At 50.0% G+C, this 13,115-nt stretch carries 6 protein-coding genes; 4 read left to right on the top strand and 2 right to left on the bottom strand.

Translation table 11 applies throughout. The annotated features are described in order from the left end of the window. Positions 1-132: 132 nt before the first annotated feature. Positions 133-1,845 carry a M1 family metallopeptidase gene (locus VIS48_06705; GenBank protein ID HEY9165836.1) on the top strand — a complete coding sequence of 571 codons (1,713 nt, stop codon included), beginning with the start codon at positions 133-135 and terminating at the stop codon, positions 1,843-1,845. Positions 1,846-1,909: 64 nt separating this feature from the next. On the opposite strand, the gene VIS48_06700 is transcribed toward VIS48_06705, so the two are convergent. Then, positions 1,910-3,877 (bottom strand): ATP-binding protein, encoded by a 1,968-nt coding sequence (locus VIS48_06700; GenBank protein ID HEY9165835.1) that lies wholly within the window; start codon positions 3,875-3,877, stop codon positions 1,910-1,912. Between the two features lie 531 nt (positions 3,878-4,408). On the opposite strand from VIS48_06700, the gene VIS48_06695 reads away from it, so the two are divergent. Continuing rightward, positions 4,409-5,554, top strand: coding sequence for a ceramide glucosyltransferase (locus VIS48_06695; protein ID HEY9165834.1), 1,146 nt, complete (start codon positions 4,409-4,411; stop codon positions 5,552-5,554). A gap of 59 nt (positions 5,555-5,613) precedes the next feature. Here VIS48_06695 and VIS48_06690 read toward each other — a convergent pair whose 3' ends face one another. After that, complete coding sequence (locus VIS48_06690) at positions 5,614-6,810, bottom strand: hypothetical protein (protein ID HEY9165833.1); 1,197 nt, start codon at positions 6,808-6,810, stop codon at positions 5,614-5,616. A gap of 549 nt (positions 6,811-7,359) precedes the next feature. Between VIS48_06690 and VIS48_06685 the strand changes: the two genes are divergently transcribed. Both VIS48_06685 and VIS48_06680 read left to right on the top strand, forming a co-directional pair. Continuing rightward, positions 7,360-10,122, top strand: a complete 2,763-nt coding sequence (locus VIS48_06685; GenBank protein ID HEY9165832.1) for a TIM-barrel domain-containing protein — start codon at positions 7,360-7,362, stop codon at positions 10,120-10,122. Between the two features lie 125 nt (positions 10,123-10,247). Then, positions 10,248-13,082, top strand: coding sequence for a TIM-barrel domain-containing protein (locus VIS48_06680; protein HEY9165831.1), 2,835 nt, complete (start codon positions 10,248-10,250; stop codon positions 13,080-13,082). Positions 13,083-13,115: the final 33 nt, after the last annotated feature.

Raw genomic sequence — 13,115 nt, 5'->3', positions numbered from 1 at the left:
TCGATCGTGATGTCTGATCGGGCGGCATATTCGGGCGAACTAAGTATCAATCTTCTTTGTATGACAGCGCCTCGAGCAGTAAATTTCGTCGTGTTTTGTGGAACACAATCACAATCAAAAATGGTGGATGCTATGAAGAGACTCGCATACCTTTTCTTATTCATTTCGATTCTAACGTCCCAGAAAATCTTGGCGCAGGAGCCGTCGCATTATAACTGGGGACCGTTCACCAAGGCCGATACCCTCCGCGGTTTTCTCTCTCCTGTCCGGACGTGCTATGATGTCACGTATTATCACCTCGATATCACGGTTGATACATCGACTCAGTCGGTCCGCGGATCAAACACAATCAGGTTCAAGGTCGTGACCCCTTTCGACAGGATGCAGGTGGATTTGTTCGCGAACATGAATGTAGACAGCATCGCAGCGGAAGACGGCACACTGCTGAAATATTCGCGCGAGTTCGGGGCGGTATTCATCGACCTTCCCAAACTTCTCGAGGCCGGGACCGAGCACCAGATCTTGTTCTACTACTCGGGCAAACCGCAGATCGCCAAGAATCCGCCCTGGGACGGCGGCTTCGTTTGGAAGAGGGACAAGGAAGGCCGCCCGTGGATCATGGTCACGTGTCAGGGCACCGGTGCGAGCTTGTGGTGGCCGAACAAGGATCACCAATCCGACGAGCCGGACAGTATGCTGCTCACTGTTACCGTACCATCAAATCTCGAGGATGTCTCCAACGGAAGACTACGCAGCAAGATCGATTTGCCGAACGGCATGAGCCAATACAACTGGTTCATGAGTTATCCGATCAACAATTACGATGTCACGCTCAACATTGGCGTCTACTCGCACTTCAGCGATACTTACACGAGCAGTGACGGCAGCAAACTGACGCTCGATTATTACGTCCTTCCGGAAAATTTGCAAAAGGCCAAAGTACAATTCAAAGAAGTAAAGACGATGCTGGCAGCATATGAGAAATATTTCGGCAAATACCCGTTTTACCGGGACGGCTACAAATTGATAGAGTCGTCTCACAACGGTATGGAACATCAGACCGCGGTGGCTTATGGCAACCACTACCAGATGGGATACGAAGGTCGCGCAAGTTCGGATGTCGGATTGAAATTCGATTTCATAATCGTACACGAGAGCGCGCACGAGTGGTGGGGAAACAGCTTGACATCCAAGGATCTTGCCGATATGTGGATGCACGAAAGTTTCGGCGCTTATGCCGAAGCCCTGTATGTCGAGTACAACTGGGGTCACAAAGCGGCGCTCGATTATATAAATGCAAAGAGGCAGAATGTCAGGAACGACAAGCCGATGATCGGGCCGTACAATGTGAACCAGGAAGGCTCCGGCGACATGTACGACAAAGGTCAGCTCGTGCTGAACACGCTACGGGATGTCATAAACGATGATCCGCTGTGGTTCTCAATCCTGAAGGGCTTCCAGGAGAAGTATGCGTACAAAACCGTCGACGCGGATGATCTCATCAACTATATAAATGAGAGAACCAATTCAGATTATAACTATTTCTTCGAGCAGTATTACCGATACGCCACGCTTCCGGAATTGATGGTAATCGCAGGAAAGAAGGGGAACGAGACTGAGTTGCGATTTAAATGGAACGCGGACGATAAGGCCTTCAAGATGCCGATAAAGGTCACGACCGCCAGGGATCATTTCGAGTTCATTCACCCGACGACTGATTGGCAGACGATGAAAGTGAAGAATCTTGATCCAAAGGATTTCAAGGTCGATGAGGATGAGTTCTTCTGCAAGGTGAGGATCTTGCGGTTTTATCTCGATCCGAACAGCGAGGTCAAACTTTTTTAGGGAAACTAATCCGACGAAAGTCCCGATCGTGATCAAACCAGGCGCGGTCGGGGCACGATCAGAGTCACGTATTTTTATTGTCGCGGAGCACTGAGTCTATCGTCCTGAGGAATTTCGCCGCGGTATAAGGTTTCGCTATGAAGGCATCCGGGATGAGTTCTCCCTCAAGGGCGGCGTGGTTTTCGCTTACGAGGCCGCTTGTGGCGATGACTTTCAGGCGCGGGTTCAGCCTTTTCAGCGCGCGGATGGTTCTCGGTCCGTCCATAACAGGCATCATGATATCGATCAGTACCAGAGCGATCTCACGTCCCTGATCCGCGTAAATGGCAACTGCCTCTGCCCCGTCATTTGCTGTCAACACCCTGTAGCCGAAAGATTCCAGCGTCTGTTTTGTAATCTGACAGACGGAAAGCTCGTCGTCGACAACGAGGAGAAGCTCATTATGACCGTAAGGCGATTTACCGTCCCATTCGTCGGCTTGTATGGTGGTCTCTCCATCCGTGGCGGGGATGTAAACCTTGAAAGTCGTACCGACTCCCGGCTCGCTCTGGAGCTCGATGAAGCCGGAATGGCCGTTGACTATGTCGCGGACGATAGACAAGCCAAGCCCTGAACCCTTGCCATATTCTTTTGTGGTGAAAAAAGGCTCGAAGATCCGCTCCATCAGCTCCGGATCCATTCCGGTGCCGGTATCTTGCACACCGATCAGAACAAATCGGCCGGGGGTGATGTTTTCGTGCATCGCCGCATGCTTTGAATCCACGAAAATATTCTCAGCGGTGATGTTTAACGTGCCGCCATCAGGCATAGCATCGCGGGCGTTCACTCCGAGGTTCATCAAAAGCTGAGTAAGCCGTGTGGCATCACCGCTGATGAGCCATAGGGTTTGCGGAGTAGCTTCGACTATCGAAATCGATTTGGAGAAGGTTGCCCTCATCAGTGTCACGGCCTCGTGAATGATGTGACGCGGTTGTACCACCATATGCTCGCCCTCGACACCGCGCGCGAACGTCAGCACCTGCTTGACGATATCGCGGCCCCTGCTTAGACTCGATTCGATCATCTTAAGAATGATCTTGCTCCGATCATCCGTAAGCGTGCGATCAAGAGCCGCCACTCCGAGGATCACCGGCGTGAGCACGTTATTCAGATCGTGGGAAATCCCTGATGCGAGTGTGCCCAGACTTTCCAGCCGCTGCGCCCTCAGGAACTGTTCCTCGAGTTTCTTGCTTTCCGTGATATCATGACTAACAACCAAAATGTGTGACGAGGCCTCGTTGTCGAGGCGTTCCGCCCTGGCTTCGACGTAGCGGGCATTCCCGTCTCCTGCCATCAACCGCAATTCCACCCGTCTATCGACACCCGGGGTCGAATCCTCGCCTATGAATTGCGCCACTTTCTTGCGATCGTCGATATGGACGAGATCCAAAAATGTTTTCTGACTAAGCGTGTCAGGATCTTTGAACAGGCTGCGGTATGCCGGGTTTGCATAGATATGTTTTCCCTCCCTGTCGAGAATCGCGACAAAATCGCTAACTTTTTCGGACAACGGCCGGAATGAAACGCCGTCGTCCTTCCTCACCGGATTACCGTCACCACGAAAAGTTGTGCCGCGACCTTCAACCGGCTCCTCCTGGTTCGAGAAACCATTTCCATTTTCCAGCTCGGTCAGGTTCAGCGAATGAAGAATTATGTACGTTTGACCGTCCGACGGATTCGTAAATGGAACAGCGCGCGAAAGATAACGGTTTCCTGAATATTCCCCTTCGAAGGTAACGGTCTCGCCTTTCAGAACCCGCGAAAGATTCTTCTCCATTAAGTCCGCTAGCTTATCATCCAGAACTTCTCGGATGTTTCTGTTACAGAGAGCTTGTCCGGATGTCCCCCATTTTCGAAGCTCGTCTCCAGCATTGAAGACGTGCCTGAGGTCCTTGTCAAAAATGTGAAGTGAGCCGAGAGGAATTTGTTCGGTGAGTAAACTCAACCAGGCCTCATCTAGAAGCCCCGCGGATTCGGACGCCCTATCGCTCATCTTGGTCTCCTACCGGTGTCTATACGCTAATCGCTCTCCGGGATAGGGGGACAATCGCAACGATGCTTCTTAAGAGAACGTTTGAGAGTCTGCACAGCTTGGAGACGCTGAAATAAAGTCGTATACGTCTGTTGTGGCTCTCCTCCCGCTCGGACTTCGACGTTCGTCCTTCATGTAAGCACTCGACCGTCCTTACCTACTCGCCGGTCACTTCGAAATAAATCTCTATCCCGCTACACCTGACTCAATATAACTAGCTAACTTGCGATCTCAACAGAAGATTCCGCAGATGTGATTCGTCTCACAAACTTATCTGCTGTGCGGGCAGCACCAAGCGAAATCTTGATCAGATCTATTCCCCGGACCAATGAAAATCGGAATTCTCGTCACGTTCAAACTGGAATGAGTGGACATTCAATTTGGAATTGGAGGTCAACTGCAGCGAAAATATCTTCGAAATTTCACTATATCTTCACGAGGTGTTAACATTTGCACCCTTACTTACGTACGCATGAGAAGCAAAGGGACAACATGAAAGAAATAATGGAACTCGTCCTCAGCGTCGGTATCGCGTACTACCTCATCACCCTTATAGCAACTTATGTTAAAATCCTGACCGCGAGAGTAGGGTCGAAGGTCAAGGCTACAAGAACTGAATTCCTTCCACCAATTACAATTCTCAAACCCGTGACCGGTGTGGACGGGAATCTCCGGGAAAATCTTCTTTCATTCATTAACCAGGACTATCCTGAATTCGAAATCGTGGTGGGAATCCAATCGCCTGACGATCCCGCAATCCAGCTTATCCACGAACTCATCGAAGAATTTCCGGAAAGCAAAATCGAGCTTGTTGTCAGCGATCGAACACTGGGATTCAATCCGAAAATAAATAATCTCTATGGCATGATGCCGCATGCTTCGTATGATTACATGGTCATAAGCGACAGCAACGTGATTGTGAGAGACGATTACCTGCGAACTAACATCCAGCACTTTCAGGACAAGAATGTCGGACTGGTTACTAATCTCATACGAGGGGTAGGCGGCGAGAATATCGGCGCACTATTCGAGAATCTTCATCTAAACTCGTTTGTGATCGGAAATGTCAGCCTACTCGCGCTTGCGAGCAGACAGGTTGTCGTTGGGAAATCGATTTTCTTCAGAAAGTCGCAGTTCGATACGCTGGGCGGGATATGGGAGCTGCGGAATTACCTCGCGGAAGACTATCTGATGGGAAGGATCTACAAGAAGAACGGTTACAAGGTCGTGGTTTCGCCGAACGTTATCACCACGACAAACCATTCATGGAACATGAAGCGATTTCTGAACAGACACACGAGGTGGGCGCAACTCAGATGGAATTTGAATAAGCTGGCGTACATCGGCGAGCTCCTGGCCAACTTCTCGCTCTGGTCCCTGGCATACATGATTTTCTCTGGATTTTCTTACGAAGCGTCCGTCATAGCCGGCCTGTGTTGGCTCGTCAAAATAACCGGCGACTCGCTGATGAACTACACGTTGAACACCGGTCTCGGCTTTCGTCATTGCGTGGCAGCCCCCTTCAAAGATATCGTGATTGGGATGACATGGCCCGTCCCTCTAGTGAATCGCAAAACAAAATGGCGCGGAAATCCGGTGAAGATAACGCGCAATACACTTCTTCTTCCCACCGAATAGGATTCCAATCCGGTCATTACAGGCCACGCCGCCACAAACCACAACAACAACTCTCCAGGTCACGACCCTGACACTATCTCATTAATCTTATCTGCCCCTTCCCGCAATAATTTCCTGAAGCCGTTTTCCGCAAGTTCCAGAAGAAGCCCGCTTCGCCTCGCCTCGAACAACCATTTGGCAAAATCAGGTATCGATATCATGTCGGAGGCACAACCGCTTTCGAGTAAGTACTCACGGTTCCTTGCCTCATGCGCTCCGATCGGGGGAAGAAAGACCATTGGAATGCCGAGGGCCGCATAGAAAACCATTTCGCTGGGCTTTGTCACGACTACGTCTGAGGATTTCAAGGCAAGATTGAATCTCTCAAATGATTTGAAAAGGTCCGCATCATAAATGATTTCGACATACTCGAGCTCGTCAATGCCGTAATTTGTGAATAAGTTCTCGGCGTTCCACAACGCGTCCTCGTTGTCTCCACATGATACGACGAGTCTCAAAGTGCCCTCTCGCAGTTCGTCGAGAATACTCTTCACCATCTCCGCGAGCACGTTCGAGTAGGCTCCAGCCCCGCTGAACGGAAACATTATTGTGAGCGGGAGAGAAGAGTTGGTCTGAAGCCTGGTTCTCCTCACTTCAAAATCATTTTCTGCGGTCACGGTTTCACCGACTCCTGTGTGAACAGGGGGAAGCGGAAATCCGGTTACGTGAATCTTCTCTGATTTTACTCCGTATGAAATAAGCCTGTCTGCTGATTTTGAAATAGGCACGCAGTACTCGAGCGGGCCGTTTTCGGGTTCAAGCGGCGCCCACACTCTATGAAAGTCGGTATCGCATAAAAGGAGAAAACTCTTTCCCGGATATTCGCGGTAAACCGAAAGCATCGCGGGGAGGTAAAAAGTGTGGATGAGACGCGGGTTGTCTTCGCCCAATTGCCGGAACAGCTCTTTCCCGGCACCGAACCGTTCTATCGTCCTGATGAATCGAGAGGGGCCAAGCGGCGGCTTCTCGTGATCCTTGGGGATTGTCATCAGCTTCTCAAATCTCGTGTACAGGAACTTGCTCCTGCTCTCGGCATCTCTCGAAGCGTACGTGTGTGAGTACTGACCCATTCCCCATACGAGCCGGTCGACAAAGTTTACGTACGGCTCGCGATCCACTCTGAGCACCGGCATATGGCTGAAGCTCGACAAGTTGTGAGCCGCTCTCAAATGCCCGAACCCCATCAGGGCGGAAGTAATCAAGTATCCTCTTTTCAATGGCTCGCTTTCATAAAGTGATCAGATCGGAATCATCTTGACATACGCTAACGTCTTGATTCTTGGGGGCAAGAGGATCGTTACGGGATAGAATATATTTAATGGCGACATCCTAAGCAACGGTAAGAGGCGTCCGACTTTCTACGGACTCCTTTCCAAGGGAATGTATTGGATCGGAGAATGAGTTCAGGACGGGAAGGACCATTCGAATGAGTCAGTTCCGAGGGACCCCTTCGGTTTGGACTTCAGGGGCCGGATTGTGTCGGCAAATTGAGTCGTTAGCTAAGTCCGCGCATCGTTGAATATCGGCGCATGTGGGACTAAATTAACCTGTATCAAATTCGGGCGGGCGGGTTCGGAAACGAGAATCAGTAATATCCGCCGTTCTCATGTTTCACGATCAAGACGAGAAATCTTGAGACAAAATTCTACCATTTCAATTCTTCCTCAACTTACCTTCGTGGGGGGATCATGATCTTCCGGTCCATTCAATGCTTGATTCCAATTCTGGTTATTGCCTTCAGCTCTCCACCGGCGGAATGTCAAAACATGAAGCACATCACGAACGGCGTGGCTGTCACGACGCAATCGGCTACCGTCAAGGTGCAGTTCTTCAGCGACAGGATTGTCAGAGTGGAAAAGTGGCCCGCCCAAGGCATCGAAAAGAAGAAGAGTCTTTCAGTAATAATGAAGCCGATGCCTCATCTGAAGACGGTGTGTGTTGAGAAGAACGAGACGCTCGTAATCTCCTCTTCATGGATTTCGGTTGTGATTTCAAAACCTGATGGAAGAGTGCGTTTCACCACGAAGGATGGCAATTCATTGTTAATGGAGGATTCGTGCTTTTTTCAGCGCGCTATCTACGGTTCCGATTCCGCCTTTTCAATGGAGCAAGAATTCGTTTTGACTCCGAACGAAGGTATCTATGGGCTTGGCGAAGACCAGCACGGGTACATGAACTACCGCGCGAAAACGGTGACGCTCGTCCAGACTAATACAAATGCAATCAGCCCATTCCTTGTGTCAACGATGAACTATGGCATCTTATGGGATAACTACTCGAAAACAGTTTTCCAGGATGACGGAAAATCTCGCGCCAGTATTTGGTCCGATGTGGGCGACAATCTTGATTACTATTTCATTTACGGAGCGAACATCGACAGCGTAATCGCAGGCTATAGAGAGCTCACAGGACAGGCGCCAATGTACGGTAAGTGGGCATACGGCTACTGGCAAAGCAAAGAACATTACAAAACACAAGACGAAGTGCTCTCGATCGCGAAGAAGTACCGCGATTTAAGAATCCCGATCGACAATGTCATACAGGATTGGGATTACTGGAACGGTGCAAAGAACTGGAGCGGCATGTTCTTCGATAAAACGCGGTTCCCTCACCCGAAAGAGATGACCGACAGCTTGCACGGCATGAATTTCCATTTCATGATTTCCATTTGGCCGGCACTCGGTCCGAACACCGAGATATACCATGATATGGAGAAAAGAGGATTTCTATATTCGCCGGTAGGCTGGGGCGGTTTCAAATATTATGACGCATATAACCCGGCCGCGGACAAACTCTACTGGAAGTATTTGAAGAATGGGCTTCTCTCAAAGGGTGTCGACGCGTGGTGGATCGACTCCACTGAGCCCGACCTGATAAACGCGAACACTGTCGAGTCGACCGAGTACGAGATGAAGCGAGTCGGCAACAACCATCTCGGGTCGTGGGCAAGGTATCTCAACGCGTTCTCGCTCGCGATGACCGACCAGCTTTATTCTAACTACAGGAGAGAATATTCCGATAAGCGGTTCTACGTCCTGACAAGGTCTACTTTCGCCGGCCAGCAGCGCGCGGCCGCAACGACCTGGACGGGCGACATCGGAGCGAGCTGGGAAATCTACAGGAACCAGATCTCAGCGGGAATAAATCACTCGATGTCTGGAATACCGTACTATACTTTTGACATCGGCGCGTTCGTTCTCGGCGCGTACGGCGGAGTCTTCAACAGGGGCGGGAACGATCCCGCATACGAGGAATTGTACGCACGGATGTTCCAGTTCGGAGCGTTCTGCCCGATATTCCGCGCCCACGGATCCGAAACGCCGCGCGAAATCTGGGCGTTCTCAGACACGATCGGCACCGGCGAGAAGTTCTCCGACGCCATGTTAGAAGTCGACAACCTGCGGTACCGCCTCCTTCCCTACATTTATTCTCTCGCCTGGAAGGTCACAAGCCAGGGATACACGATCATGCGCGGACTCCCGATGGATTTTGAGTCGGACCCAAAGACTTATGACATCGACAATGAATTCATGTTCGGCCCCTCAATCCTTGTCTGCCCCGTCACGCGATGGATGTACTATCGTCCCCCGGAGCCAAGTGTCCTCATCGGGCCGGAATCCTTCCGAACAGACAATGGCGAACCCGGTATACTCGCGACATATTGCCGCGACAGCAAACACAAGATTGTCACAAAGCAGGAAGTTGAACCGAACATAAACATGAATTGGTATGCAACGGGAAGACCGGCCTACGTGACCGATTCATCCTTCTCGATCAGGTGGGAAGGCAAGCTCGTTCCCGTGGAAAGTGGGAAATACCAGTTCCATATGAGAAGTTATGATGCGAAAAGAATCATTCTCGATGGAAAGCAGCTACCGATCGTCTATACGAGCGTCGAACAATTCACAGATACTTTAGACCTGATCGCGGGAAAAGAATACAGCTTCGTCCTCGAAACGGAGAACGCGACACCTGGAGCGGCCCACATGGAGTTGAACTGGAAAACGCCATCGATATTCGGTCGCGAGAATGTAAATGAGCCTCGTCCGAAGACCACAGAGGTCTATCTGCCAAATTGCGGAGGCTGGTACGATTTCTGGACAGGCGAGAAGTACGAAGGCGGACAGAACATCCTGGCGGACGCACCCATTGACAAGATTCCCATTTACGTTCGGACCGGCTCGATAATACCGATGGGACCCTTTGTCCAATACTCGACCGAGAAACCCGCCGACCCGATAGAACTTCGCATCTATCCCGGTGCCGACGGCCGATTTACTCTCTACGAAGACGAGAACGACAACTATGATTATGAAAAAGGTATCTACTCAACAATCACTTTCGAGTGGATTGATTCAGCGGGAACTCTTACAGTCGGGAAAAGAGTCGGGACTTTTCCCGGCATGCTGAAGGACAGAACGTTTAATGTAATTCTCGTCGACAAGGAGCTCGGGATCGGCGTCGAGTCGGAAAAAAGAGTCACTGAAGTTATCAAATACAGCGGCAGCGAGTCAAAGGTAAAATTGTGAATTTCACGAATCGCCTCAGGACATCAATTTCTTTTTTACTCTTCTCAATTATGAGTCCGGAAATTGTTTTTGAATTACATGATCAAGTCAATCGACTGTCAAAATAACTCTCGAGGCTTTTCCAAATGAAAACTCTTTTACTTCTTCTGATGAGCGCCGGTTTGATCCAGGCTTACGCACAAAAACCTTACAGCATAACAACCAAAGGGGTCGTCGTGCGAGTCAGCGAGCCCACCAAGAACGGCGCTAGCCTGGTGAGGCTTGAACCGATTACCGACTCGATCATTCGGGTAACAGCCGTGAGCACGGATTCATTTCCAGATGTTCAAAGTCTCATGATCGAGAAGAAAGATTTTCCGGAAGTCAAGTGGATTGTCGATGAGACGAACGACCACATTGTCGTAAAGACCTCATCGCTTCATGTAAGGGTATCCTTAAAGACTGGAGCGCTTACTTTCTGCGATCAGGATGACAGACCTATCCTGACGGAGGTTAAGAACGGCGGAAAAACAATTGAGCCCGTCACTGTCGAGGGAGAAAATCTCTTCAGCGTCAGGGACCGCTTCGAATCGCCGAAGGACGAGGCATTTTACGGACTCGGCCAGCAACAGGAAGGACTTTACAATTATAAGGGACACGACGTCGACCTTTATCAGTACAATACGAAGATCTCAATTCCATTTGTGCTTTCGAGCAAGGATTACGGAATTCTCTGGGACAATTATTCCAGGACGAAATTCGGGGATATTCGTGAATACGGTCCGCTTTCGACTTTCAAACTATATGACTCCGACGGAAAAGAAGGCGGACTGAAAGCGATGTACTTGAAACGCGACGACTCAGCGAAAGTATTCACAACCCGGAATGAATCGGAAATAAATTATGAGTTCATACCCGATCTCAAGAAGTTTCCCGCCGGCTATTCTCTCGACGGCGGAAAAGTGACGTGGGGCGGCGCATTGGTTCCCGACTCGAGTGGACTTTTCAAGTTTCGTCTTTACTCGTCGGGCTACAGCAAGTTGTGGATTGACAACAAGCTCATAACAGACAGATGGCGTCAGTCGTGGAATGCCTTCGTGCAGTTGTTCGACCTCAATCTGCAGGCTGGACACAGGTATCCGATTCGCATTGAATGGATTCCTGACGGCGGCGAAGCCTACATCTCACTGAAGGTAAAGACACCGTTACTGCCTGAGGAACAGAATGAACTTTCACTTTATTCGGAATATGGAAGCCAGCTGGATTACTATTTCATAAGGGGATCGAACCTTGACGATGTTGTGAGCGGGTATCGCAGGCTTACTGGTAAAGCGTTCCTCGCGCCAAAATGGTCGCTCGGCTTCTGGCAAAGTCGTGAACGGTACCAGACACAGGACCAACTCCTCCAGGTCGCGAACGAGTATCGAAAATTGAAAATACCATTCGACAATATTGTACAGGATTGGTTTTACTGGCGCGAAGATCAATGGGGCAGCATGGAATTCGACTCCGCGCGATATCCGAATCCACTTGCGATGGTAGATTCAATCCGCGCGCTTCACGAGCACATCATGGTCTCGGTGTGGGCGAAGTTCTACAAGGGAATCGCGAATTTCGACAGAATGATGGACAAGGGATACCTGTACAAAGGAAATCTCGATCTGAACAATCGCGATTGGGTCGGAAAAGGATATCTTTCCACTTTTTACGACGCGCTCAATCCCGACGCCCGAAAATTATTTTGGAAAATGATTGACGAAAAATTGTACCCGTTCGGATTTGACGCGTGGTGGATAGACTCGGACGAACCCGACATGCAGTCTAATCTCCCGATGGAGACGAGGAAGTATCTCATGGATCCCACGGCACTTGGTCCCGGTGCGGAGTATTTCAACGCTTACGCCCTCGAGCATTGCAGGGGAGTTTATGACGGGTTGATGTCGGAGAACCCGGACAAACGCGTCTTCATACTCAGCCGATCCGCATATGCCGGCTCGCAGAGGTACAATGTTGCCGTCTGGAGCGGTGATATTGGTACTACATGGCAGGACATGAAGGGACAGATTCCCGCAGGACTCAACCTCGCAATGTCGGGTCTACCCTATTGGACATTTGATATAGGAGGATTCGCCGTCGAGAGCAAGTTTATAAATGCGAAAGGAGCGGCGCTCGACGAATGGCGTGAGCTTCTGACAAGGTGGTACGAGTTCGGAGCGTTCTGTCCGCTCTACCGGTCTCATGGACAATATCCGTTCAGGGAAATATTTAATGTCGCGCCTGCCGGAAGTCGGTATTACGACGCAATGGTGAACGTGACAAAGATGCGGTATCAACTTATGCCTTATATTTATTCTCTCGCCGGGATGGTTTACTTCGACGATTATACAATCATGCGCGGACTCGTGATGGATTTCCCCAACGACAAGAATGTCACAAATCTTTCGAATGAATATTTGTTCGGGCCGTCGATACTGGTTGCGCCGGTAACGGATTACGAAGCCCGGACGAAGCAGGTTTACCTGCCCTCATCCTGCGGGTGGTACGATCTGTACACCGGAAAGCATCACAAGGGCGGAAGAACTTTGAACGTGCAGGCTCCTCTCGACAAAATCCCACTCTTCGTCAGAGAAGGATCGATAATACCGGTCGGCCCGGATATTCAATACGCCGAAGAAAAGACAGACGGCGCGATCACGATATTTATCTACGCCGGTAAGGACGGACGATTCACATTTTACGAAGATGAAAATGAGAACAACGACTATTTGAAAGGTGAATACTCGACAGTAGAGTTCCAGTGGAATGATCGCAACAGGACATTTACAATTGAAAAGAGAAATGGCGAATTCCCTGGAATGCGCGCGGAGTTATCGATCAACGTGGTTCTCGTGTCACCTCAAACCCCGAAAGGATTGAACAGCCAGACGAAGCCGAACAGGAAAATAAAATATACCGGCAGCCAGGAGATCGTCAGATTCTGAAATAAGGATATCAGTTTTCCTAGTAAAGCAAGC

The sequence above is a fragment of the Candidatus Kryptoniota bacterium genome, assembly GCA_036567965.1.
Classification (GTDB): Bacteria; Bacteroidota; Ignavibacteria; order Kryptoniales; family JAKASW01; genus JAKASW01.
This window is presented reverse-complemented; position numbering and strand designations above follow the sequence as displayed.

Excerpts from the sequence above, each read along its gene's own strand:
- VIS48_06700 (HEY9165835.1), bottom strand. The coding sequence starts at position 3,877 with ATGAGCGATAGGGCGTCCGAATCCGCGGGGCTTCTAGATGAGGCCTGG.
- VIS48_06685 (HEY9165832.1), top strand. The coding sequence starts at position 7,360 with ATGAAGCACATCACGAACGGCGTGGCTGTCACGACGCAATCGGCTACC.
- VIS48_06695 (HEY9165834.1), top strand. The coding sequence starts at position 4,409 with ATGAAAGAAATAATGGAACTCGTCCTCAGCGTCGGTATCGCGTACTAC.
- VIS48_06705 (HEY9165836.1), top strand. The coding sequence starts at position 133 with ATGAAGAGACTCGCATACCTTTTCTTATTCATTTCGATTCTAACGTCC.
- VIS48_06680 (HEY9165831.1), top strand. The coding sequence starts at position 10,248 with ATGAAAACTCTTTTACTTCTTCTGATGAGCGCCGGTTTGATCCAGGCT.